Raw genomic sequence first — 22,565 nt, forward strand, 5'->3', positions numbered from 1 at the left:
ATCGTTCTTCAAAGTGCCCCGTCAGCTTTCTCGGGCGCGTCGGCGATCAGCATGAATAAACGGAACACCACCACGCTGGTGAACAGTTGCAGGAAGCTGTGCGCGCTGTCGATCAGCAGCGAGATCACCGGGTTCTGCGGGTCAGGGTAAACCGCCAGAGTCGCACCCTTGAGCACCCACAACGGCCCCATCACGCACAGAATGCACACCAGAATGCGCAGGAAATTCCCGCGGGTCAGGCGCAGGCTTTCCTTCATTGCCGCCAGCGGTGCCAGGCCGCGCAGCACCAGCAGGTACTCGCCGAACGCCAGTGTCACCATCAACCAGATCCCCGGCAGAAAATACAGCGACAGGCCAATCAGGATCAGCAGTGTATTGAGGGCGGTCAGCACGGCGAAGCGCGGCCACAGGGTTGCGGAGGTCGCCAGCAAGTCGCGGGTGCGCGGCGTTTCGCCACGGCTGCGGGCATCGAGAAACAGGATCAGCGCGGCGGTGTATAGCGGATACACCAGCAGGCCGACAATCACACTGATGCCGGGAAAACTGTCCGGCTCCGTGGAGTGGTCGACCACTTGTTGCAGCAGCGCCTCGACAATCACCAGCGGCAGGCACAGCTGCACGATCTGGCGCAGATTGCGCTTGAAGAAATACAGAGAGTCACGCAGTACATCGAACGGATTCATCAGTCGGTATCGCAGGTCGAAAGCAGGTGCCTCACTTTAACCGATGAACCCCTTTGGGGCGCAAACGTAAACGTTCGGTAAAGGTCATTGAAACATCCTGTATCAGCCCCATTACTGGTGAGCACCTTGTCCAGCGTGGATGAGGGCGACGATATTCCCGGCAATCTATGAGGTCGCCATGAACAGCGAAGAACAAACCCTGATCGATGGACTGTTTTCCCGGCTGCAACAGGCAGAAACGGATTCAGCCCCGCGCGACGCCCAGGCCGAAGCGCGGATCAAGGAACACCTGACTCGCCAGCCAGCGGCGGGCTATTTCATGACCCAGGCGATTCTGGTGCAAGAGGCAGCCATCAAGAGCCTCGACGAACAGAACAAGCAACTCACCCAACAAGTCCAGCAATTGCAGGCTGAACTGCAATCGGCCAAGGCTCAGACGGCCGCTCCGGCGCCGAGCAGCGGTGGCTTTTTGTCGAGCATCTTCGGTGGCGCTTCCCGTGACCCACAGCCTGCTCCGACTCAAAGCGCAGCCCCGTCGAATGGCGGCTGGCGTGAACCTGGGCGGCCGTCGTTCAACTCGCAACCGCCGCAGCAAAACTTTGGTGCGCCAGCTGCTCAGCAGAACTTCGGTGCGTCGCCCCAGCAGAATTACGCTCCGCAACAGCCTGGCGGCAGCGGTTTCCTCGGTGGTGCATTAAAAACTGCAGCGGGCGTGGCCGGTGGCGTGATGCTGGCGCAGGGCATCAGCAGTCTGTTCCAGCACCATCAGCAGCCGGAAGTGGTTGAAGTCATCAAGGAAGAACCGGCTCAGGTCAACGATCAGAGCGACAGCGGCAATGGCTGGGGCGACGATCAGCGCGTGGCTGACAATTCCAGCGATCAAGGCGGATTCGCCGACGCCGACTATAGCGATGACAGCTCATCGTTCTTCGGTGGCGACGACGATTCCTTCGTCTGATACATCTGTGGTGAGGGAGCTTGCTCCCTCACCACATGGCCGATTATTCGCGGAACAATCCTTTGGGCTGGCATACTGGACAACTTTTCGGGCCCTGGTGCCTGATCCTGCCCGCGCTTCGGCACGCCAAAGAGGATGTACGGTGAAAAAAATCGCAGTGTTCGCCGATGTCCAGAACCTCTATTACACCGTGCGTCAGGCTTATGGTTGTCACTTCAACTACGCCGCGCTGTGGGCTGACGTCAGTAAAGAAGGGCAGATCGTCGAGGCCTATGCCTATGCGATCGATCGTGGCGACAGCAAGCAGCAGCAGTTTCAGCAGATCCTGCGCAATCTCGGCTTCATCGTGAAGCTCAAGCCCTACATCCAGCGCAGCGACGGTTCGGCCAAAGGCGACTGGGACGTGGGCATCACCCTCGACATCATGGACGCCGCCGATCATGTCGACGAAGTGGTGCTGGCTTCTGGCGACGGTGATTTCGACATGCTGCTGGAACGCATCATCGCTAAGCACGGCGTGCAAGCGGTGGCCTATGGCGTGCCCGGCCTCACCGCCAACTCGCTGATCCGCGCTGCCAGCCGTTACGTGCCGATCGAAGGCGCGTTGCTGCTCAAGAATTGATTTTTACGGAGTTGAAACAGGTTTGGAACGCATAGCAGTCATCGACTTTGAAACCACCGGACTCTCCCCGAGCAGCAGCTGCCGGGCCACGGAAATTGCCGTGGTGATTCTTGAACAGGGGCGCATTGTCGAGCGTTACCAAAGCCTGATGAACGCTGGCGTGCGGGTGCCGGCTTTTATTGAGCAACTCACCGGCATCAGCAACGCCATGCTGCGCACCGCTCCCTCGGCCGAGCAGGTGATGAATGAGGTCAACGAATTTGTTGGCATCACGCCGCTGCTGGCGCACAACGCTGCATTCGACCAGAAGTTCTGGGACTACGAGCTCGGACGAATCAAACGCACACGCTTGCAGAACTTTGCCTGCTCGCTGTTACTCGCCCGCCGCCTGATGCCCGCCGCGCCGGACCACAAACTCGGCACCCTCACCACTTTCGCCAGCCTGCCCAATACCGGAAAGGCTCACCGGGCCATGGCCGATGCCGAAATGGCCGCCAACCTGACGGCGCACTTGGCTGAAGAGTTGCGGCGCAAGCATGGGCTGCGGGAGTTGTCCCATGATCTGCTCGTCAGTTTGCAGAAAGTGCCGGCGGCGAAGATCAATGAGCATCTCAAGCGGTATCGCGGGTTTTGAGTACGCCGCAAACCCAATGTGGGAGCGGGCTTGCTCGCGAATACGATTTATCATTCAACATTAATGTCGACTGACACACCGCTTTCGCGAGCAAGCCCGCTCCCACATTGGGTTTGCGGTGACATTAGATCTACTTCCCTTCCAACTGCCCCAGCGGCACCCGCTTCTCGATGGCGCTCGATAGCACGATCGAGGTCTTGCTGAACCCGAACGTGGCGATCCGGTTGATCAACTCTTCCAGCTCCGGCATCGAGCCCACCGCCGCTTGCATGATCACGCATGGGTCGCCGGTGACGCGATGGCATTCGGTGAGCTGTGGGATTTTGATCAGTTCGTCGTAGGTTTTCTGGTTGCCGTGCTGATTCAGGCGCAGTTCGATGACGCACTGGATCGGCAGGCCGAGTTTGGCCATGTCGACTTTCGCCTGGTAGCCGGTAATCACCCCGCAGGCCTCAAGTTTGGCCACACGCTCGGCCACCGCCGGAGCGGACAGGTTCACCTTGCGCGCCAGGTCGGCGTAGGACGCACGACCGTTTTCCAACAGGGCGCTGAGGAGCATGCGGTCGTATTTGTCCATCATGGCATTCCTGAAAAAGGCTGACTTTCGAAAGCACGGTTTATAGCGCTGAACTCCGTGTTTTGAAAAGTGTACCGGCGCTATAAACAGGTTTTGTAACTTATTTTCCGTCGCTGGCCTTTCTAGAATAGCTGCTCTCTTTGTCTTGTCCTCGAGCTGCCCATGCCTGGCATACGCCGTTTTTCCTTACCGCTGATCGCTGCTTTTTTCGCGCTGTACGTGATTTGGGGATCGACCTACCTGGTGATTCGAATCGGCGTGCAGTACTGGCCGCCGTTGTTGCTCGCCGGTATTCGATTCGTGATCGCGGGTACGTTGATGTACGCGTTCCTGCGCTGGCGTGGGGCACCTGCACCGACGTGGGCGCAGTGGAAAGCGGCGGGGATCATCGGGATTTTGCTGCTCACGTGCGGTAACGGGGCGGTGAGCGTCGCCGAGCATACGGGCGTGGCCTCCGGCGTTGCCGCGTTGGCGGTGGCGACGGTGCCACTGTTCACTTTGTTGTGTGGATATTTCTGGGGCGCGCGTAATACCCGTCTCGAATGGGCCGGGATTGTGCTCGGGCTGATCGGTATCGCCATGCTCAACCTCGGTTCCAATCTGCAATCGAGCCCGTTGGGTGCGGCATTGCTGGTGTTCGCGGCAGCGTCCTGGGCGTTCGGTTCGGTGTGGAGCAAACACTTGCCGTTGCCACAAGGCGCGATGGCCAGTGCCGTGGAAATGCTGGTGGGCGGCGTGGTGTTGTTGATCGGCAGCGCGGTGAGTGGCGAGCATCTGGAGGCTATGCCGCCGATCGAAGGTTGGGCCGCATTGGCCTATCTGACGTTCTTCGGTTCGATCATCGCCTTCAACGCCTACATGTACCTGCTGAAACACGTGCGTCCGGCAGCGGCCACCAGTTATGCCTACGTCAACCCGGCGGTGGCGGTGTTGCTGGGTATCGTATTTGTTGGCGAGACCATTGGTATTGAAGAAGCGCTGGCCATGACAGTGATCATCAGTGCCGTGGTGCTGATCGGGTTGCCGCAGTGGCGCCGAGGTGCAGATCGGCCTGCCGTAGTGGTGCCGACAGAATCCCGCGCGAATTAGGGTAAACTGCGCGCCATTGCATCTTGTTTTGCACACTTGTTTTGAAAAACCCGCGCTGAATTTTCCTACGGTACTCCCATGACTTTCGCCACCCTTGGCCTGATCGAACCCTTGCTGCGCGCTCTCGAGACGCTCGGCTACCAGACCCCTACGCCGGTGCAGACACAAGCGATTCCGGCGGTGCTGGCCGGTCGTGACCTGATGGCAGCAGCCCAGACCGGCACCGGCAAAACCGCCGGTTTCGCCTTGCCGCTGCTGCAATTGCTGGCCATGGAAGGGCCGAAAGTCAGCGCCAACTCCGTGCGCGCACTGATTCTGGTGCCGACCCGCGAGCTGGCCGAACAGGTTCACGAAGCCGTGCGCCAGTACGCCGAGAACCTGCCATTGAGCACGTACGCGGTGTACGGCGGCGTCAGCATTAACCCGCAAATGATGAAGCTGCGCAAAGGCGTCGACCTGTTGGTGGCGACTCCGGGCCGCTTGCTCGACCTGTTCCGTCAGAACGCGCTCAAGTTCAACCAGTTGCAAACCCTGGTGCTGGACGAAGCCGATCGCATGCTCGATCTGGGCTTTTCCGAGGAGCTTGGGAACATTTACCGTGTATTGCCGAAGAAACGTCAGACGTTGTTGTTCTCTGCCACGTTCTCCGATGCGATCCGCCTGCTGGCCGGGCAAATGCTCAACGACCCGCTGAGCATCGAAGTCAGCCCGCGCAACGTCGCCGCCAACACCGTCAAGCAATGGGTGGTGACGGTGGACAAGAAGCGTAAGCCGGAGCTGTTCATTCACTTGATGCGCAAGGGCAAGTGGAAGCAGGTGCTGGTGTTCGCCAAGACCCGTAACGGCGTAGACGCGTTGGTGGAAAAACTCCAGGGCCTGGGCATCAATGCCGACGGCATTCACGGCGACAAACCTCAGGCGACCCGTCAGCGGGCACTGGATCGTTTCAAGGCCAGTGAAGTGCAGATCCTTGTAGCCACCGACGTTGCCGCCCGTGGCCTGGATATCGAAGATTTGCCATTGGTGGTCAATTTCGACCTGCCGATCGTGGCGGAGGACTACATCCACCGCATCGGTCGTACCGGCCGTGCGGGCGCAACCGGGCAGGCTATTTCGCTGGTGTGTGCTGATGAGGTGAATTTGCTGTCGGCCATCGAGACGTTGACCCGTCAGACGTTGACTCGCCAGATGGAGCAGGATTTCGAACCTGAGCACCGCGTGCCGGATACTGATGCCAGCGGTCAGGTGATCAAGAAGCCGAAAAAGCCGAAGAAGCCGAAGACCTCCAGTGGCGGCAAGCGCAACCTGGGTAAATGGGTCGAGAGCGGTGATGCCTCGGCGCCGGAGCCTTCGATCAAGCCTGTGCGTAAAGTGCCGGTGTTTAATACCGGGCCGCGTAAGCGTAAGCCTTGATCCTCCGAGGATCGTACCCACGCTCTGCGTGGGAACGCCTCAATGGACGCTCTGCGTCCGCTTGGGTAGGGACGCGGAGCGTCCCGGGCTGCATTCCCACGCAGAGCGTGGGAACGATCAGTGTCGGTGCTTCAACCACTCCACCATCCCCATCCCCGCCGCTCGCCCACTGGCGAAACACGCGGTCAGCAGATAGCCGCCGGTCGGCGCTTCCCAATCGAGCATTTCTCCCGCGCAGAACACGCCAGGTAGTTGCTTGAGCATCAAACGTTCATCCATCGACTCGAACATCACGCCCCCTGCGCTGCTGATGGCCTCGTCCAATGGTCGGGTTTTCACCAACGTCAGCGGCAATGCCTTGATCGCCTTGGCCAGCAATGCCGGATCGGTAAAGTAATCGGCGGGTGTCAGTTCCCGCAACAACGCCGCTTTCACGCCATCAAGCCCTAGCTGACTGTGCAGGTGTTTGGCCATGGAGCGTGAGCCGCGCGGTTTGCTCAGCGCAGACTGGATTTTATCCACAGGCTTGCCCGGTAACAGATCGAGATGAATGGTTGCCGAGCTGTGTTGATTGATCGCTTCGCGGATCGGCGCCGACAGGGCGTAGATCAAACTGCCTTCAATTCCCGTGGCAGTGATCACACATTCCCCGAGTCGCGGCACGTCGTCATTGAGGCCAATGGCGATGTTTTTCAGCGGGCTGCCTGCGAATTTGCTGACCATCAATTCGCTCCAGGCCTGCACCTCGAAGCCGCAATTGCTCGGTTGCAACGGCGCCAGTCCTACACCGCGCTGTTCCAGCGCCAACATCCAGGCACCGTCCGAACCGAGGCGCGACCAACTGCCGCCGCCGAGGGCCAGCAGGGTCGCTTCGGCTTGAACAGTTTTTTCGCCTTCGGGGCTGTCGATGCGCAAGTCACCATTGTCATCCCAACCGAGCCAGCGATGGCGGGTGTGGATAACTACGCCGGCATCGCGCAGGCGTTTGAGCCAGGCCCGCAACAGGGGAGCGGCTTTCATGTCGGTAGGAAACACCCGGCCGGAGCTGCCGACAAAGGTTTCGATGCCCAGGTCATGAATCCATTGGCACAAGGCGTCGGCGCCGAAGGCTCGCAACAATGGCGCAATCTGCGGTGCCCGTTCGGCATAGCGTGAGAGAAACGCCGGGTAGGCCTCGGAATGGGTGATGTTCATACCGCCAACCCCGGCGAGGAGGAATTTTCGCCCCACTGAAGGCATGCCGTCGTACAGGTCGACTTTGATTCCGGCCTGGCTCAGCACTTCAGCCGCCATCAAACCGGCGGGGCCGCCGCCGATGATGGCGACGTGAGGGGGGAGGGAAGTGGAGGGTTGGGTCATGGAATGCGCTGCGGTATGGCGGGATAGGGCGGGCATTCTACCAGCCCTGTCCCTTGTGGGAGCGAGCCTGCTCGCGATAGCGATGGATCAGTCGACATCGATATCGACTGTGAGGGCCTCATCGCGAGCAGGCTCGCTCCCACAGAGATTGTGGAGGGATTCGAATGCTGGTTAAAAAACAACCACCGTTCTGTAGCCTACACCCCGCATGGCCTGCAGACCCTTTCACTCAGGTTATCCACAGGCGGTTCCACAGGCATTGTGGGTAAAGATCCATAACTCAGTGACAACCTGATGACTGCCAGACCCGTTGGGCGCTGTGATGGAGGATTCCATGACGGCGCGCCAGGGCCTTGCGGTCTTTGCTGTAACCGCCGCCGATCACGCCGACCACCGGAATATCCCGGCCCAGGCAATGACGCATCACGCTTTCATCGCGAGCGGCGACGCCTTCGTCTGTCAGCTTCAGATAACCCAGGGCGTCGTCCTTATGCACATCGACGCCGGCGTCGTACAGCACCAGGTCCGGTTGGTAGAGCGGCAGCAAATAGTTGAGTGCGTCGTCCACCACTTTCAGGTAATCGGCATCACCCATGCCCATCGGCAACGGAATATCCCAATCACTTTCGGCTTTGCGTGCAGGAAAATTCTTTTCGCAGTGCAGGGAAACGGTTATCGCCTCAGGGGTGTTGTGCAGGATTCGTGCAGTCCCGTCACCCTGATGCACATCGCAGTCGAAGATCAGCACCCGATTCACTCGGCCACTTTCCAGCAGGTAATGGCTGATCACCGCCAGGTCATTGAAGATGCAGTTAGCATGACCATTTCTTGGGTGTAAATTTATTTGGTAAATGATCAATAAAAACAGAAAGTTATTGCAAGTTTTTGCGCAAAAGCAATTTGTAATCTAAGGTTAATTATTGTTTACCTGTCAGGTGTGTAAACAATGAACCCTTATAGAATTAAACTCGTGCGGTTCGATAGTGGCGAATGGTTCCCCGTCCTTTGTACTCGGCAAGATGGTATGCCCGTGCACGGTGCCACGCTTTGGTCGCTGGCGGAGTTAAGATCGGCTAACTTGTCAACGAGCACGCTCAATCAGGCACTTCGCTCGCTAATGGTGCTGTTCATTGTTCTTGATGAACTAAAAATAAATTTATGCGCCCGTTTGCGCGACGGGCAGCTTTTAACGTTAGGAGATATAGAAGCTATCGCTAGGGCGTGTAAATTGCCAATTTCAGCGGGTGATAGAAGAGGGTTTGGAAACGGAGTAATTGTATGGTCACATTCTACCGGTGGTTCTAGTTTTCAAGAGCTAAATCCCGCCACTATTGCCATACGGCTTTTATACATTGCTCGATACCTTAACTGGATTGCTACCGATCACTTACTAAAAACTGGGGCCGGAAACCCACATTTCTCTGATTTAGAAAGGCTACGAGAGCTTGTGTCTACATCCATAAAGGCTCGCATTCCTTCAGTACAACGTTTTTCAAATGTTACGCCGCGCGAGGGCTTATCTGAGCAAATGTTATCGCTGCTGCAGCAGGTGGTTGTTCCCACGTTTGGGCAAAATCCGTGGTTACATGAATTTGTCCGGCAGAGAAACTACTTAATTATTCGCTGGTTATTGTCCTTGGGTGTGCGGCGAGGTGAATTGCTTGGTGTGAAAATTTCGGATATTAATTTCCAGACCAATGAAGTTTTGATTGCCAGGAGGGCAGATGATCCTGCGGATCCTCGCTTGAGACAACCCAATGCCAAAACGAGCGGTCGATTATTAGCGCTCGACGCAGAGTTAGCAGAGCTCACTCGAGCTTATGTAATGTCCATTCGTCGTAATGTTACAGGCGCGCGTAAGCATGAATATCTTTGGGTGGCAGGTGGGTCCGGTAAACCGCTGAGTCTTGCGGGACTCAATAAAGTGTTCGTCACTTTGCGGCAACACTGCCCGGAATTGCCGGAAAATCTCTGTCCCCATCTTCTTCGTCATACCTGGAATGATCTTTTTTCTGAGGAAATTGATAGAAACGATGTGTCGACGACCTTAGAGGAAAAACTGCGATCACGATTGATGGGGTGGTCTGAAACGTCCGGAATGGCGACTGTGTATAACCAGCGCCACATCAAGAAAAAAGCCACCGCAGTGTCCTTGCAAATGCAAAAGCAATTGCGTGTGGAGGTTCAACGTGATGACTAAAAGTCCAGAGATAGGCCTCGTAATGGGTGGAGGTGATGTGTGCCTTTCACTTCCATCAATGGTTCGAACCAAAAGCGGGATTACGTTTGACCCTAACCGGCCTACCTGGTCGTACCGAGATGGTGTGGATTCGGTTCACATGGATTTTTCGGGGCTGCATTTTTCCGTCTTACTTATGACTTCGGTCCACCTTACGTTGATTTGGTTTGCTGAAAATAGGGCGCCAAGCACCTTGATGGGGCACTTTATTGCCTTGAAAGTGTTTGCCTTGCGATTGCAGAAAGAACTTGTTGAACCGTTGGAATTTATCAGCGGAGGTGACGTATTGATACATGCCAATGCCGATAACTTTAAAACGCGTAACCTCTTTGCTTTTTTACGCCGATGGCATGCAATGGGCCTGCCGGGTATTCAAGATGATGTGGCTTACGTCTTAGACAAAAAAAAACTCCGAAAACGAGAAACAGGAATTGCCGTGTTGACGTGGGATCCCGTCTTGGGTCCTTTCACGCCAATTGAGCAAGTAGGTATCCAAGACGCCTTGAATGCCGCATATGCCTCTGAGCAATTGAGTGAGGAAATTTACCTGCTGGCATTGTTGTTTATTGCGCTGGGTTCCCGCCCTGTTCAATTGGCAGCCTTGAAGGTTTGTGATGTCGTACGTTCTGTGGCTGTCGATGGAACAGAGTCCTTTCTTTTGCTCATCCCGCGGGCGAAGCAACAAAACGCATTGCTCCGTCAGGAACTCAAGCCCAGGGCACTAGTGAGTCAAATTGGCCGACCGCTGTTTGACTATGCTCAACGCGTTAGTGAACGCTTTATTGGAAAATTTCCAGACACCCAGCAGGCGCCCCTATTTCCTGTATCCCAGCAGTCACAATATTTGGCGGATCGGCCAGGGTGGGGCAGGTTCCATCGTACTAGCGAGAATTTAAGTAAGTTGCTGGTGTCTGCGCTGGACAAGCTATCCGTTCGATCTGAGCGCACAGGGGCTGTGATGAATATCTGTGCCCTACGCTTTCGGCGCACGTTAGGGACAAATCTTGCTCGTGAAGGCCATGGGGTATTGGTTATTGCGGACCTGCTTGATCATTCGCGAACCGACTCTGCGGGGGTCTATGTCGCGGCCACACCAGAGCTCGCGATGCGGATTGAAAAGGCTACCGCGTTATACATGGCGCCGCTGGCTCAAGCCTTCAAAGGTCAATTGATAGCTCATGAGGGCAATGCTGTTCGTGGTGCAGATCCTTCCAGCCGAATTATTGATCTGCGTATCGATCAAAGCGCACGGCCGATGGGATCTTGTGGAAGCTTTAGTTTCTGCGGATTGAATGCTCCCGTGGCCTGTTACACCTGCCAATGTTTTCAACCTTGGTTGGACGGACCGCATGAAGCGGTCCTAAATTTCTTGCTGGAGGATGCTAAACGCTATTCGGATGCTCGTATTGCGACAATCAATGATCGAACGCTGCTCGCCGTGGCAGAGGTTGTCCAATTATGCCGCAGCAGAAAGGGGCAGAGTCATGGACGATAGGGTCATCCTGTTCAAGCCCCGAGCAGAGCAGGCAGCTGAAGGAAACCTAAGGGATTTCATTGCCCTCGCCAGAGATTCTCTGACGGCTTTTGGTAGTGGGTTGATTTTTGATGCAGACAGTTGGGATGTCACCAATTTTGTCCGATTGAAACGACGAAACTCTTGCTCAAGTATCCGATTTCATGGATTCCCTAGTGGGCGAGGGCAAAGGGATTCTTGTTGCTTACCTCAGCCTTACAAAGACTTTGCCAAAGCTTACTGCCGTTATGATTATGCATTGTGTCCGTATACCACCGTCAGCTCCCGATTGGCCGCGCTCCGTTCTCTGGCTGTCGCTTTGGAGGAAACAGAGGATTGTGTCACGCCAATCAAAGCCAGTCTGGAGCATTTTAATCGCGCGTGCGCGATACTTAATGAGCGATATCAAACCTCCGCTGCTTTTTTTGCCGGTGTAGAACTCAAGCGTATTTCGCGGTTTCTTGTCGAACATCAGCTCTGCACTTTGCCAATCCAATGGCATAACCCGCTTCGAGCGCCAACGAGTTTTGAGCGTCGCGTTGGGCCTGAGTTTGATGCTTCGCGTCAAGCTCGTCTGCCCTCGTCGGCCTCGTTGGAGGCGATTGCCGAAATCTTCGAGGCCGCCGAAAAACCTGGCGATATCTTCACCTCCTGTGTGTGTGCGTTGTTGGCGTCGGCGCCGAGTCGCATTAATGAGGTGCTATCCATTTCAATACAATGCGAAGTGGAGGAATTCGATCCAAAAACGAAGCAACAACTGTATGGATTGCGCTGGCGGCCTTCAAAGGGTGGAAAGGCGCAAGTCAAATGGGTGGTGCAATCCATGGCCAGTGTTGCTCGCGAGGCGGTGAGTAAACTCAGGAGCATTTCTACGCCCGCGCGTGACGTAGCACGGTGGTATGAGCAACATCCTGACGCCATTTATTTACCAGCGGAAATGGAGACGCGTCGAGGGAGGACGCTAGTAAGTTCAGAAGAGGTGAGTGCGATTGTTTTTCTCACTCCACCGCCCAATGGTAATCATGCCAAGCGTGGGGCACGATGGTGCGGGAAGCATGGGATCGTTGAACACATTCCTTATGACCCTCAGCATAAAAATGCCCCGAGGTTTCTGTTCGCAGACATTGAGCGAGTGGTTATTTCAATGTTACCCGTCAACTTTCCGCTGGCGGATGAGAAGAACAACCTGAAGTACAGTGAAGCGCTTTGCTTGACACGCCTGAATGAGTTAACCGAGTCATGGGGAACGTACCGTGGGGTAATCGTCTTGCCGGACACCGGTTATATTCAGAAGCAATTGTCCAGTCAGCGAAGGCCCCTCAATATTTTTGATCGCTTCGGTTATTGTGAATTAGATGACAGTCCAATGAAAATCACGACGCATCAATTTCGCCATTTCTTAAATACAGTGGCGCAGATGGGCGGATTATCGCAACTCGACATCGCTAAGTGGAGCGGTCGCGCCAAGGTTGGACAGAACAGGTGCTATGACCACCAATCCGACAGGGATGTGCTGGCACTCGCTAGGTCCGCTTTAGGTGATCCGGAAAAGTCGGCCGGGCATATCGCGAGTATTCCACCCAGTAGTTTGATTGCACGGGATCAGTTTGCGGCACTGAAGATCGTGACCGCCCATACAACGGACCTGGGATATTGCCTGCACGATTTTTCTATGCTGCCTTGTCAGCTCTATCGAGATTGCCTTAATTGTGATGAGCATGTGTGCATTAAAGGTGATGTGGTCCGAGAGCAGGCTATACGTCAGCATCGTCAGGAAACCCAGGTCCTCCTTGCAAAAGCCTTAGAAGCGCTGGGCGAGGAGGCGTTTGGAGCCAACCGTTGGGTCGAACACCAGACACTGACCCTAAAACGATTGGATGAACTGTGTGCCATTTTTGACGACTCCACCGTTACCGCGAACGCGATTATCCAGCCGCGTGGGGTTGTACCCGCGTCAAGATTGGAACAGTTACTGGCCCATCATCAAATTGTGAAAGCGCGTGAACTTCAAGGCCCGGTCATTGAAGATCCAAATGTGCCACACATAGAGTCAGAGGACCTGTGATGTCTCGCTCGAGAAACCTTACCCCTGGTGCTATAGAGCAGATCGTGTCGATCCTTGATGGCTGGTCTGGAAAGTTGACCTGGGACCTGCTGATCCAAAGCATCGCTCGCCGTTTGCGGGGGACCTATACGCGTCAGGCGCTGCATAAACATGAACGGATTAGGAATGCGTTCACTTTACGTAAAAAAACACTCGCCATTTTGGTTGGGAAGAAGAAGGCCATGAGCCCAGAGTCTCAAGCGACAAACGAGCGAATCGCACGTTTGGAAGGCGAGAATCAACGCCTGAAAATGGAGAATGATCGACTGCTCGAACAATTTGTGCGGTGGGCCTACAACGCTTACAGCAGGGGCTTGGATGAACAGTTCCTATCCCGCCCTCTACCTGCCATCAATCGACAGCAAACACCCTAGTGGATGGCAGGTGCTAATGCTGGGTGGAGATCATCCTGCTGCTGCGACTGCCCTCTGTAACTTCAGGGAGCTTGGGATTCGTATTTTTGTTTATGGAGCAATGCTATGTCTGTCGGCTACTACTTGGCTTGCCTTGAAACCCAGCGATATGTCTGGATCGGCACGCTTGGCGACATAACATCCGCCGCAGGAGTCGACGCTGACCTCGTATCGAGTTTTTGCCTAGTGCATCGCGGTAGGATACTAACGGTGGTCAGCGAATCGCATCAGATTGTTGGTGAAGGCCATGAATGGACTCATTGACCCCAACATTGCAGCCAACCCTGGCACGCAAGTAGCGGTGCTCCACATGACTCAGTTCAAAAATCATACAGGCATGGGGGCATTGAATAACTTGTGACACATTCGCTGAGCCTTATCTGCGATCGACTCATTGAATGTTGAGATTTCCTTAGCACGCATCACGCTTCAGCTGATCTCGGTGAGCCCCATCAAGGTACTTCGTTCTCTTCGCCAAAATAACTCTCGCCTTTGGCCCGCTCGTTCTTCCAGTACTGGATGAGTCTGTAGATGCTTTGCGCATCATGCGATTCGAGCTCCCAAAAATCGGTACCTCGCCAATCATCGAACGTTTGCTCCAGGAGGGTGCTCGCAACGTCTCCATAGGGCATGTGAGGATCGATCAGTTCCTCATGACCTCTGCAACCACTCAACCATTCATCAGAGCTGTATTCATTGGGCAAATTGCAAAGTCGCCACCATCCACGATAGGTAGCGGCGGTTCGACGAACGGAATCAACGCGATAATTAGTCTCATCCTTTTCTGACCAACTGCCCTTTTGAATCATAGAATCGCGATACGCATCACGATCCCGAAAAAACATCTCATGCAGACGAGGATCTCGATTGGCCCAATCATAAAACTCACACTCGATTCCTGACTGCCCCCAGCGTAAAACCGTGCGCACCACCGCCGCCTTGGTCACTCCAAACACCCATTCATACTCATGTAAAAAACGGGGTTGGTCAGAGAGTTTTCCCTCACAGGCGAAGGCAAATTTATCTTGAAACTCAGACCAAAACTCATCCAGCTCATCGAGCGTTCGCAAGCGGACAAAGAGCGCTTCGCCTGCAAGCATCACTCGCTCTGGCAGTTCAATGAAAACGGGCAATCGTGATGATCTCGTTTGCATAGACGTTAAATCTCGCGAATGCAATGACTACGCCCATTCGGCGAGCCCTTTTTTCATCCAATGTCGACACGTCCATCGTCCTAATAGGGCAGCCTTTGTCGCAGACGTAGAAGATTACTGTGCAGTGACTAAGGGAAGCGCGCCAGTCTTTGACTGTGGTCAAACGACACTACAATTTCCTTTTCAACCTGATTGCCTTTCAGTCTTCTTGAGCACCGACGCAGTGATAATTGCCCGCAGTGGTTTCCTTCTGAATAGCGAAATATTCGGCAAACATGACCTTTCCCAGATGTGAATTGATGGCTCTGCTTGAGCCCTTTCAAAGAAAAATCAAGCGGAGGAGCAGATTTATACTGTTCACAGTGAACAAAAATGCTTTGGCCGGCCTTATCGTTCCTTTTGCGAGAAGCATTTATGCGATTGGAACTTAAGCAGGCCATTGGCACCGTCATCAAGTCATACCGACTCAAGAGAGAAATCTCTCAAGAAAGCTTAGGTCCAAGCCAACCCTATATAAGCAACCTTGAGTCAGGAAGGGGCAGTGCATCGCTGGACAAAATCGAGCAGATGGCAGACGTTCTCGGAGTACATCCGATAAGCATAATTTTCGCTGGATACCTAACGTCCAACGATGATGCCAGCAAGGACCAGTTGCTTGAGAGGATCCGAATTGAGCTGGCTGAAATAGGGCTGTAACTGACCTGATTTACTCGGCGCCTTTTGTAGGCTGGTTTTCCCTTCCAACGTGACAGGAAGTGAATGCCTAGTGAAGATCATTCGAATCTTTCAATCGCTTCTCAAATCCCCACCTTGGATCTGTTCAGCAGGTTCGATTACCCGACTTGTGACACCTTGCTCATGACACGGCTTGCTACTGACGCGGTGGACAGTATCTTTCGTTCGGGTTTCCGTTACAGCAAAGTTGAGGTGTCGTGTTGCTGATGGATCTGAGGCAGCCAGGCGAGTTCACTGAAGACCTGTTCGCCCATAAGCAATCGGCGGAATGCGTTCGCCTGATGCAGGTCATGGACAGTACCAACGATAGATGGCGAAGGGGGACGCTGCGGGCTGCCAGTGTTCCGGCATCACCTGACAGGGGATGCGCCGGGAGATGATGAGCCAGTCGTATACGACCATGCTGGACGAGCTATGGATGGTACGCTGCGATTGATCTGTCTGTGTTGGAAGAGCTTGTGCGAGATATAGATTTCCACGCTTGCCCAGACGCAAAAATTAGGAACTGGGGATACTCAGATGGAAGCTGTTGCCGTTTTCACCAGACAGATACTCAGTCGCTCAAGCGACCACAAAAGAGCCATGCAACTGCTAGCGACAGCAAATATTCCAAGCCAGATGATGGCCATTCTGCGTCAGGAATTGGACTTAATGGTTCGTGTCATTTACTTATTGAGCCAAGAGCCATCAAGGCGAACGATATTGATTGATGCATCGGTGAATGGACAGCAATGGGGGCAGCCCAGCGGTCGAGGTCGTGTAACAGATCGCGAGATGGTCGAGTTGGCTCAACAGCTCCAAGGTTGGACGCGCTCCGTATATACGTTTGGGTGTGCCTTCATTCACTTGTCCAACCTGCACGATTACAACGGCCGAGACCCGATGTCACTGCTTCCTGCCGAAGAACGCGAAGCCATTCTCGACCACCGTCGGTACTATCACGGCGGCCCGGAAGGCTCTGCGTTTATAGATTTGCTGCCCTACTTGCCGAGTGTTCTGGAAAAGGTATCGGGCAACCTTGAATGCTACCTAGAGCAGTTGCACGATGAAGGGTCCCATAGACCCGACGAAATATAGGAAAGCAACAAGGACAGTCTTATGTTACGAGTGGTTGTATTTTTGGCTGTGACACTCTGGCCGGTTGCTTATGTGCATGCCGAAAGCGTCTCTCCGTGGGAGCCAGGTCAGGATCTCGAACAGTTCTACACCCAGTATTGCTCGGCACCAAACCTTGAAAAGCACTACTTTCCATCGCTTGATTCACGGCAGTTAGCTGGGCTCACTCGGCTCACCTCGGAGGTGTTGTGGGCTGATTTATCAGAAGACTTGGTGGGTCGAGAGGGCGCATCAACACAGGTTCAAGGCCGGCTGCGGGATTTGGGTCGCCCGATAGCGCCGGCATTCACATCAATGCTACAGCAAGCTGCCAAAGAACCTATGCGCAGCAAGTATGTGTATGCATACAACACCAATGCGGACCAGCGCAGTTACGCTCTTGATGCGTTCTCGAAATTGGGTAAAAGCGATGCTGCGTTAGGGGCTGCAATGGTGACCGTGCTTGAGTGCCGGATCATCCGAAACGTGAAATCCATGGACCCTTTTGTGGTCAGCCGGGTCGAGCAGGTTAAGACCATAAACATTCCAAAGGCCTCGACCAGATCAGCCAAGGCCAGCTCGGGAGGTGGTTACTCCGAACCTGAATGTAGCTGCGGTGGCGGGAATTTTTGCTATGGGCCTCGAGGCGGGCATTACTGCATCACATCAGGTGGACATAAGGACTATGTGAAACACTGATGGTCTATTCAGGCCTGGGTCAAACATTCGTTTTTGGTGTCCCGCAGTATCTGGTCAAAATCAGGCATCGCAAAGGTGATGCGCCACCACTAAGGCATATCACCGATGCTGCCTGATGATTACAGCACGCTAAACCAGGGGAAAACGCCCACCAGCAGCGCAGTAAGCTTCTCCTGACAGGCAGATAGATATTCGATTTCCCTTGTATTGCACTACGACTTCAACGTATGGAGGTTTAGATGACGATGCCATTTGAACGTACTAGATCTGTCGCACAAGCTCACAATTTTCTGACAGAACTTGCTTACGACTCGGAGGTGCCTGAACGTGTTAGACGAAATGCTCAATTTCTTTTACGCCACTTTCCCACGAAGAGTGATGTTCTGCGTGCTGGTCTTATTGAAGAGCAAGCGAGAAAACTAGGGATAGGTAGTATCAGCCCCGTGTTTAGCTTCTCAACTGAGGACTGGTAGCTATCGGCAGGCCTACCTGTTGCCGCTGCCTTTTCACCGTGCAGTAAATAGGTGGCCGACGGAGGGCTGAAGCCGCCCGTCCTCACGGTTGTTTCGTGCCGTGTGGAGTGGCCGTTCCTCGTCGTTTAATACATGCTCTGATCTGAAGGGGCAGCCGAATGCGTTATGGGGTGAGGTGGTCGAGCTTAAGCTGGGCCAGTCCCAAAGGATGCCTCGGTGGTTGAAATGGCTGAGGAGGGGCCTGGCAGGAGCGCCCATGCTGGTGACGAACTTCGATTCGGTCATTCAGGTGCTTGTTGCCGTATGTACTGCCGCGACCTTCCTGTGGGCGTACACAGGATTCCGGTGGTTTCATTGGGCTCGCGTTTGCAGTATGTTGGATTTCGCTGCCGCATTGATTTAATGACGGCCACCTGATAACGATTGGCCGGACGTTGCTGTATGGTCTTGCTCATCACGGAGTTCCACTCGCGGTGGGTGTCTGAAGATGTCTGATCAGCCTCTGAGATATGGCAGTTACCAATGGTTTGAAGAAACCGCAGAGGAGCTCCCGCTCAACGCGAGTGAGATCGAGGTACGTCTAGCTATCGCCGAGTTCGTGATACGGCGGGTGGCCGGAACTCCGGCCGGGGAAGAAATTTTCAATGGGTTGTTACAGCATTTTGAGAATCGATATCCCCAGCACAAGCTACTTTCGCATTATTTGCTCAGCCCAGGGTACTTGGCACCAGACGCCGAAGGCCTTGAACCAGAGGCGGAAGAAACGACTTTTGGGTTTGGCGCGCTCGATGAGCGGCTGATCAATAACCTGCGCCATCGCGATGAAAGCCAGGAGCCACCCGGCCCGCTGGCGGGAGTAGGTGCGGATCTCCAGCCTGGCGACACTCGTCGTCGAAAACCGTAAGTCAGCAGTCCTGACAGTGCCAAAAGCGGATCGACAGACGATACCCTCTCGTCTCTGGCTGTGATGAATGGGGTAAGTCACTCCACCGTTGTGGCGTTTCGTGGGTTACAGCTCGCTTTTGATCTTCATTCCGGCGTCATCATTACCGCGAGGGTCATCTTGATGAATTCTTCATTTCGGTCGATCGCCACCAGGGCGCCGCGTACGTTGTCCGCGACTTCAACCCGCTGCTCTACCCAGTTTGAAAGTTCTAGGATGGCCGCCTCCAGGGCCAGTTGGTTTTCGTTGAGCTTGGACAACAGGGAAGGCAGCAGGTCTGAGGTGGGCATGGTGTTTCCTCCGTGAAGGCAAAAGCGTAGCAGGGCGGGGTGGCCTTCGACGGAATTAGCTGGCAGTTGCTGCTTGTGGAAAGCAACTGAGGCTGGGAGGGGTAGCATGACGGTCATAGAGCAAGCTGTAGACGCACTACAAAAGGCCAGAAAGGTGGTCTTTTTCACCGGCGCTGGCATCTCCGCCGATAGCGGCATTCCCACTTATCGCGAAAAACTGTCTGGAATCTGGGCAGGATACGATCCAAGGGATTTAGAGACGGCCAAGGCCTTTCGGGAGAACCCCGCATTGGTGTGGGGATGGTATTTGTGGCGGCGGCTCCGCGTTGCTCAAGCAGAGCCCAATGCCGCACATCTTGCAATACCGCGGATGGCTAACTCCCAGTGCCAGGTGTCTGTTGTCACCCAGAACATTGACGACCTCCATGAGCGAGCCGGCTCGTTAAATGTGGTGCATTTGCATGGCAGTTTGGCAATGCCCAAATGCTTCGCCTGCCATCGGCCTGCGGTTGTGTCACCCGATCAATCAGCAGTGCCGGATGAAGGCGCTCTGATCGACCCTCCTAGGTGTCAGCGTTGTAATGGCAAGATGCGTCCTGCGGTGGTCTGGTACGGAGAGGATTTACCGCCCCAGGCTTGGAAAACTGCGGTGCAGCTGGTGAAAGATTGCGATCTGCTGGTCTCAGTCGGCACCTCCGGGATCGTCATGCCTGCCGCAGGCCTTCCCGATCTTGCGTTGGCGTCTGGAGCTTCAGTCATTCATGTGAACAAGGTCGACGTTGCAATGGGTGAACCGAAGGAGCTCATGCTGATGGGGGCTGCCGCCGAAGTACTGTCGATGCTGCTCGAAAGGATAAAGGCGGGTAAAACCAGGAAGCTTGAGCTTTGAAGCTGCGTTTCGAACACGCGCCTCTGATCTGCCTATTAGACCGCTACAGGCGGACGCTAACGACGCAGGTTTATAGGGAATTATAGAGCGATTATAGAGCGATTATAGAGCGACTATAGGTGACCGAATCTGGTCGCCTTGTATTGGACTGTCGACCTCAACGTGCGGACGCTTATGGACTGGATTTAGGTCACTGCTTCAATCAGCATCCGTCGATGCCTGATACAACGGCACATATCCCCCGCATGAGAATCTACGCGCTCCGACGATAAGCTACCCTAGACATCTGTTGCCTAACCGACAGACCTCGCAGTGACTGTCGCTAACAAATTCCCGGCAGAGTTTTCCATGCTTTCTTCGAAATATTCAAATGACAGACCTACACCTTGCTGCAACCAACTGCCTAGACGCACAGACAGCGACCAGTGTGTTTCATCCCCAGCGATCCGGCCGACCACCACCTCACGGATCGCGTGCTATTCGTGCGAAATTGCACTCTATTTAACTACCCGTTTGAATTCGACCTGACCATCGATTGCATCGGATTTGACCAGCAGCTTTCCAACCATGATCGGCAGAAAACGGCCAATAGCGGTCAGTGGCCATTTCAAAATAGGGGTTTGGAGCACGCACGTTGTCCTGATTGCTTTATCTCTGCGCTCAGCTAAGATCAATTCCAGCCAAAAACTATACGGAAAAGGAATTGTCGTCATGGTGCATAACTTCTTATACCCCACCTTCGTCGTAAGCACAGCGCTCTATATTGGCGGCACAGACTCGCCCCGGAATCTTATCCACCAAAACGCAAAGAGTTATCACACCATTCGGTGTCTATTTATTAGTTAGGCGCATCAAGGTCTATGCACCTAAGAATAATGAATTTTGAAACCGCCTCGAAGCAACTAAAGGAAACCGCCACCCACAAAAAGTCCGATCAAAAAATTCCATTACTGAACCAATTACTTGCTGGGGTAAATAAAATGACAGGAAATAAACAGATAGTTAACCCAAAAAGACGCGCCGATGCTGCTTGGGAAGGCCGTATCAATAATGACAGTCTTACTCCTTTTGAAAAAGAGCTTCTTGAAATGATTGATAGCCTAGAGGCAGAGGCCGAAGAGCTTAGAGAATTAGCCAATAATAAAATTGAAGCCAATAAATAAAAAATGCCCCGTGGAGAATGTCAGTGAACAGCATTCCTATTGAACGAAGTGTCGATGTAATTTATGCCCGAACCAAGCTAGAAGCTGCACTGACTAGTTATGGAATAAATTGGGAAGTTCAAGTCACGGGGCAATATGTCAAAACAGCAAAGTGCATGCTCTATGATAAATCGGGAAATTATTTGGATTTTGGGTATGGGAAAGGTGACCTAGAGTCATCTACAACTGGTGCAATGTTTGAGGCGGCTGAACACTGGTTTTGCCAATTTTCAAATTGCAACAAAGGTAATGTTAGTTACCGCGACACACAATCATTTATAAAAGAATCTCATATTTCTGGTTGTTTTCCTATTTCAATCATTGCAGATTCCCCAAAAGGCATAATGCCTTTTCGAGAATACAAGCAAATAGGAAAAAATACTACGATACTTTACCCTCTAGCACTTTCAACCCCAAGATACATTGATGATAAATATGAATATCGTAGTAGTGCTTCGCAAGATAATTTTAATTATTCTAAGATTGAGCGGTACTGTACAAACAGTGGTGTCGCGATAGGAAGCAATGAATTAGAGGCTACTATTCATGGTATTTTGGAAGCAGTGGAAAGGGATTCTTTTTCAACCTTCCTCGTAGATGCATTTCTAAACAGAAACAAAAAATCGCTACGTCTCATTGATTTAAGCTCACTTCCAAATGAGTTGGTGTCGTTGGTTGAAGATGTTGAGCGAGAAGTCGATCACAAGATATTAATATTTGAACTGGCAAATAAGTATGGCATTCCTGTATTTTGCTCAGCATTGCATAAAAGTAATTTCCCCATAGAAATTACTGGCTACGGATGCTCCTTGTCGAGAGAACACGCTGCATCCAGAAGCCTACATGAACTTGTTCAATGCTATCACGCGACAACATGGTTTCATCCTGAAGACACGGAGGGAAAAGATAACTCCATACTCTTAAAATTCGAGAATCATAGTTTTCATCTAAGATGTGCAAAGCTAAAGCTTGCAGAGTGGTGCGAGGAAATTGGATTTTCAGAAATTAATTTTTTCAGTACGGCAAACATAAAGCACTCCGTCGACTTGAAGCAATATTTGCTTGATCTTACAAATGCAATTGAACGGACTGGTTGCCATGTATACAGCTCTATTGTAAATGAGCTAGTAGGCGGGCAAGTTATTACACATAGCTTCATTGAGGGGCAAGATCATTTTTTCTGTGTTACTGAAGGTTGCTTTGTGCTCCCTAATCAGATAAAGATAAATTCAGAAATATATGTGTAACTGCTATTACTGGGAGTAGTTTCAGTAGAACTGTTTGGGGTCAGAGTAAAGTTAAATACCTAACCTAACGTTCGAGCGGGACTGCCGCGAAGCAGCCCGCGTCAGCCCCTCAACTTAACGTTAGTGACCGTCAGCTATGGACCCAGGCTGTGTGAAAACTCTCCAAACACGATGAAAGCTGAGCGTTTCGTGGGTTGCCTGTGCAATCAGCGGGCGGAAGCGCGAATTACCTTC

The 22,565-nt window shown here is 53.3% G+C and carries 23 protein-coding genes and 2 pseudogenes; 18 read left to right on the forward strand and 7 right to left on the reverse strand.

Annotated elements, in window-relative coordinates; all coding sequences use genetic code 11:
* Positions 1–8: 8 nt before the first annotated feature.
* The gene (locus ACZ9IM_RS22170; RefSeq protein WP_476224949.1) at positions 9–683 is read right to left on the reverse strand and encodes a YciC family protein; all 675 of its coding nucleotides are present in this window, start codon (positions 681–683) and stop codon (positions 9–11) included.
* Positions 684–861: 178 nt separating this feature from the next.
* Here ACZ9IM_RS22170 and ACZ9IM_RS22175 point away from each other — a divergent pair, with 178 nt between their 5' ends.
* From ACZ9IM_RS22175 to ACZ9IM_RS22185, 3 genes are all read left to right on the forward strand, one after another.
* Positions 862–1,641 carry a DUF2076 domain-containing protein gene (locus ACZ9IM_RS22175; protein ID WP_476224950.1) on the forward strand — a complete coding sequence of 260 codons (780 nt, stop codon included), beginning with the start codon at positions 862–864 and terminating at the stop codon, positions 1,639–1,641.
* Between the two features lie 142 nt (positions 1,642–1,783).
* A complete protein-coding gene (locus ACZ9IM_RS22180) occupies positions 1,784–2,263 on the forward strand; it encodes a LabA-like NYN domain-containing protein (RefSeq protein WP_008070052.1) in 480 nt (159 codons plus the stop codon).
* Positions 2,264–2,285: 22 nt separating this feature from the next.
* Positions 2,286–2,897 carry a 3'-5' exonuclease gene (locus ACZ9IM_RS22185; protein ID WP_007895390.1) on the forward strand — a complete coding sequence of 204 codons (612 nt, stop codon included), beginning with the start codon at positions 2,286–2,288 and terminating at the stop codon, positions 2,895–2,897.
* A gap of 130 nt (positions 2,898–3,027) precedes the next feature.
* On the opposite strand, the gene ACZ9IM_RS22190 is transcribed toward ACZ9IM_RS22185, so the two are convergent.
* A complete protein-coding gene (locus ACZ9IM_RS22190) occupies positions 3,028–3,474 on the reverse strand; it encodes an Lrp/AsnC family transcriptional regulator (RefSeq protein WP_476224967.1) in 447 nt (148 codons plus the stop codon).
* Between the two features lie 162 nt (positions 3,475–3,636).
* Between ACZ9IM_RS22190 and yedA the strand changes: the two genes are divergently transcribed.
* Complete coding sequence (gene yedA / locus ACZ9IM_RS22195) at positions 3,637–4,563, forward strand: drug/metabolite exporter YedA (RefSeq protein ID WP_007895363.1); 927 nt, start codon at positions 3,637–3,639, stop codon at positions 4,561–4,563.
* Positions 4,564–4,641: 78 nt separating this feature from the next.
* Entirely contained in the window at positions 4,642–5,976 is a 1,335-nt protein-coding gene (locus ACZ9IM_RS22200) for a DEAD/DEAH box helicase (RefSeq protein ID WP_476224951.1), read from the forward strand.
* Between the two features lie 117 nt (positions 5,977–6,093).
* On the opposite strand, the gene ACZ9IM_RS22205 is transcribed toward ACZ9IM_RS22200, so the two are convergent.
* Both ACZ9IM_RS22205 and ACZ9IM_RS22210 read right to left on the reverse strand, forming a co-directional pair.
* Positions 6,094–7,335 (reverse strand): TIGR03862 family flavoprotein, encoded by a 1,242-nt coding sequence (locus ACZ9IM_RS22205; RefSeq protein ID WP_476224968.1) that lies wholly within the window; start codon positions 7,333–7,335, stop codon positions 6,094–6,096.
* A gap of 280 nt (positions 7,336–7,615) precedes the next feature.
* Positions 7,616–8,146 (reverse strand): annotated as a pseudogene (locus ACZ9IM_RS22210) (histone deacetylase family protein); the annotation flags it as partial.
* Positions 8,147–8,281: 135 nt separating this feature from the next.
* Between ACZ9IM_RS22210 and ACZ9IM_RS22215 the strand changes: the two are divergent.
* Genes ACZ9IM_RS22215 through ACZ9IM_RS22230 form a run of 4 tightly spaced genes read left to right on the forward strand, consistent with a single transcriptional unit; the run spans position 8,282 to position 13,565 of the window.
* Entirely contained in the window at positions 8,282–9,535 is a 1,254-nt protein-coding gene (locus ACZ9IM_RS22215; protein ID WP_476224953.1) for a tyrosine-type recombinase/integrase, read from the forward strand.
* Between the two features lie 58 nt (positions 9,536–9,593).
* The gene (locus ACZ9IM_RS22220; protein ID WP_476224969.1) at positions 9,594–11,069 is read left to right on the forward strand and encodes a site-specific integrase; all 1,476 of its coding nucleotides are present in this window, start codon (positions 9,594–9,596) and stop codon (positions 11,067–11,069) included.
* On the forward strand, positions 11,059–13,152 hold the full coding sequence (locus ACZ9IM_RS22225; RefSeq protein WP_476224954.1) for an integrase: 2,094 nt from the start codon (positions 11,059–11,061) through the stop codon (positions 13,150–13,152). The genes ACZ9IM_RS22220 and ACZ9IM_RS22225 overlap by 11 nt, the downstream gene beginning before the upstream one ends.
* 44 nt (positions 13,153–13,196) lie before the next feature.
* The gene (locus ACZ9IM_RS22230) at positions 13,197–13,565 is read left to right on the forward strand and encodes a hypothetical protein (protein ID WP_476224955.1); all 369 of its coding nucleotides are present in this window, start codon (positions 13,197–13,199) and stop codon (positions 13,563–13,565) included.
* Between the two features lie 491 nt (positions 13,566–14,056).
* Here ACZ9IM_RS22230 and ACZ9IM_RS22235 read toward each other — a convergent pair whose 3' ends face one another.
* Complete coding sequence (locus ACZ9IM_RS22235) at positions 14,057–14,737, reverse strand: hypothetical protein (RefSeq protein ID WP_476224956.1); 681 nt, start codon at positions 14,735–14,737, stop codon at positions 14,057–14,059.
* A gap of 435 nt (positions 14,738–15,172) precedes the next feature.
* Here ACZ9IM_RS22235 and ACZ9IM_RS22240 point away from each other — a divergent pair, with 435 nt between their 5' ends.
* From ACZ9IM_RS22240 to ACZ9IM_RS22265, 6 genes and pseudogenes are all read left to right on the forward strand, one after another.
* Positions 15,173–15,454: a helix-turn-helix domain-containing protein gene (locus ACZ9IM_RS22240; RefSeq protein ID WP_476224957.1), complete on the forward strand. Its 282-nt coding sequence runs from the start codon at positions 15,173–15,175 to the stop codon at positions 15,452–15,454.
* A gap of 138 nt (positions 15,455–15,592) precedes the next feature.
* Positions 15,593–15,929: pseudogene (locus ACZ9IM_RS22245) on the forward strand (DUF4113 domain-containing protein); the annotation flags it as partial.
* Between the two features lie 83 nt (positions 15,930–16,012).
* The gene (locus ACZ9IM_RS22250; RefSeq protein ID WP_476224958.1) at positions 16,013–16,570 is read left to right on the forward strand and encodes a hypothetical protein; all 558 of its coding nucleotides are present in this window, start codon (positions 16,013–16,015) and stop codon (positions 16,568–16,570) included.
* 21 nt (positions 16,571–16,591) lie between these two features.
* The gene (locus tag ACZ9IM_RS22255; RefSeq protein ID WP_476224959.1) at positions 16,592–17,287 is read left to right on the forward strand and encodes a hypothetical protein; all 696 of its coding nucleotides are present in this window, start codon (positions 16,592–16,594) and stop codon (positions 17,285–17,287) included.
* A gap of 245 nt (positions 17,288–17,532) precedes the next feature.
* Entirely contained in the window at positions 17,533–17,760 is a 228-nt protein-coding gene (locus ACZ9IM_RS22260) for a BPSL0761 family protein (RefSeq protein WP_476224970.1), read from the forward strand.
* 487 nt (positions 17,761–18,247) lie between these two features.
* Complete coding sequence (locus ACZ9IM_RS22265; RefSeq protein ID WP_476224960.1) at positions 18,248–18,664, forward strand: hypothetical protein; 417 nt, start codon at positions 18,248–18,250, stop codon at positions 18,662–18,664.
* A 125-nt stretch (positions 18,665–18,789) separates the two neighbouring features.
* On the opposite strand, the gene ACZ9IM_RS22270 is transcribed toward ACZ9IM_RS22265, so the two are convergent.
* Entirely contained in the window at positions 18,790–18,993 is a 204-nt protein-coding gene (locus tag ACZ9IM_RS22270) for a hypothetical protein (protein WP_476224961.1), read from the reverse strand.
* 106 nt (positions 18,994–19,099) lie between these two features.
* On the opposite strand from ACZ9IM_RS22270, the gene ACZ9IM_RS22275 reads away from it, so the two are divergent.
* On the forward strand, positions 19,100–19,882 hold the full coding sequence (locus ACZ9IM_RS22275; RefSeq protein WP_476224962.1) for an SIR2 family NAD-dependent protein deacylase: 783 nt from the start codon (positions 19,100–19,102) through the stop codon (positions 19,880–19,882).
* Positions 19,883–20,379: 497 nt separating this feature from the next.
* Here ACZ9IM_RS22275 and ACZ9IM_RS22280 read toward each other — a convergent pair whose 3' ends face one another.
* Positions 20,380–20,595: a hypothetical protein gene (locus ACZ9IM_RS22280; protein WP_476224963.1), complete on the reverse strand. Its 216-nt coding sequence runs from the start codon at positions 20,593–20,595 to the stop codon at positions 20,380–20,382.
* A 162-nt stretch (positions 20,596–20,757) separates the two neighbouring features.
* On the opposite strand from ACZ9IM_RS22280, the gene ACZ9IM_RS22285 reads away from it, so the two are divergent.
* Both ACZ9IM_RS22285 and ACZ9IM_RS22290 read left to right on the forward strand, forming a co-directional pair.
* Positions 20,758–21,045, forward strand: a complete 288-nt coding sequence (locus ACZ9IM_RS22285; protein WP_476224964.1) for a hypothetical protein — start codon at positions 20,758–20,760, stop codon at positions 21,043–21,045.
* A gap of 23 nt (positions 21,046–21,068) precedes the next feature.
* Positions 21,069–22,331 carry a YcaO-like family protein gene (locus ACZ9IM_RS22290; protein WP_476224965.1) on the forward strand — a complete coding sequence of 421 codons (1,263 nt, stop codon included), beginning with the start codon at positions 21,069–21,071 and terminating at the stop codon, positions 22,329–22,331.
* Positions 22,332–22,565 lie beyond the last annotated feature (234 nt).

It is taken from the genome of Pseudomonas sp. TE12508, assembly GCF_056279485.1.

Excerpts from the sequence above, each read along its gene's own strand:
- ACZ9IM_RS22275 (WP_476224962.1), top strand. The coding sequence starts at position 19,100 with ATGACGGTCATAGAGCAAGCTGTAGACGCACTACAAAAGGCCAGAAAG.
- ACZ9IM_RS22250 (WP_476224958.1), top strand. The coding sequence starts at position 16,013 with ATGGAAGCTGTTGCCGTTTTCACCAGACAGATACTCAGTCGCTCAAGC.
- ACZ9IM_RS22270 (WP_476224961.1), bottom strand. The coding sequence starts at position 18,993 with ATGCCCACCTCAGACCTGCTGCCTTCCCTGTTGTCCAAGCTCAACGAA.
- ACZ9IM_RS22215 (WP_476224953.1), top strand. The coding sequence starts at position 8,282 with ATGAACCCTTATAGAATTAAACTCGTGCGGTTCGATAGTGGCGAATGG.
- ACZ9IM_RS22240 (WP_476224957.1), top strand. The coding sequence starts at position 15,173 with ATGCGATTGGAACTTAAGCAGGCCATTGGCACCGTCATCAAGTCATAC.
- ACZ9IM_RS22285 (WP_476224964.1), top strand. The coding sequence starts at position 20,758 with ATGAATTTTGAAACCGCCTCGAAGCAACTAAAGGAAACCGCCACCCAC.
- ACZ9IM_RS22265 (WP_476224960.1), top strand. The coding sequence starts at position 18,248 with ATGTCTGATCAGCCTCTGAGATATGGCAGTTACCAATGGTTTGAAGAA.
- ACZ9IM_RS22260 (WP_476224970.1), top strand. The coding sequence starts at position 17,533 with ATGCCATTTGAACGTACTAGATCTGTCGCACAAGCTCACAATTTTCTG.
- yedA (WP_007895363.1), top strand. The coding sequence starts at position 3,637 with ATGCCTGGCATACGCCGTTTTTCCTTACCGCTGATCGCTGCTTTTTTC.
- ACZ9IM_RS22175 (WP_476224950.1), top strand. The coding sequence starts at position 862 with ATGAACAGCGAAGAACAAACCCTGATCGATGGACTGTTTTCCCGGCTG.
- ACZ9IM_RS22200 (WP_476224951.1), top strand. The coding sequence starts at position 4,642 with ATGACTTTCGCCACCCTTGGCCTGATCGAACCCTTGCTGCGCGCTCTC.
- ACZ9IM_RS22190 (WP_476224967.1), bottom strand. The coding sequence starts at position 3,474 with ATGGACAAATACGACCGCATGCTCCTCAGCGCCCTGTTGGAAAACGGT.
- ACZ9IM_RS22170 (WP_476224949.1), bottom strand. The coding sequence starts at position 683 with ATGAATCCGTTCGATGTACTGCGTGACTCTCTGTATTTCTTCAAGCGC.
- ACZ9IM_RS22205 (WP_476224968.1), bottom strand. The coding sequence starts at position 7,335 with ATGACCCAACCCTCCACTTCCCTCCCCCCTCACGTCGCCATCATCGGC.
- ACZ9IM_RS22220 (WP_476224969.1), top strand. The coding sequence starts at position 9,594 with ATGGTTCGAACCAAAAGCGGGATTACGTTTGACCCTAACCGGCCTACC.
- ACZ9IM_RS22280 (WP_476224963.1), bottom strand. The coding sequence starts at position 20,595 with ATGACGACAATTCCTTTTCCGTATAGTTTTTGGCTGGAATTGATCTTA.
- ACZ9IM_RS22255 (WP_476224959.1), top strand. The coding sequence starts at position 16,592 with ATGTTACGAGTGGTTGTATTTTTGGCTGTGACACTCTGGCCGGTTGCT.
- ACZ9IM_RS22225 (WP_476224954.1), top strand. The coding sequence starts at position 11,059 with ATGGACGATAGGGTCATCCTGTTCAAGCCCCGAGCAGAGCAGGCAGCT.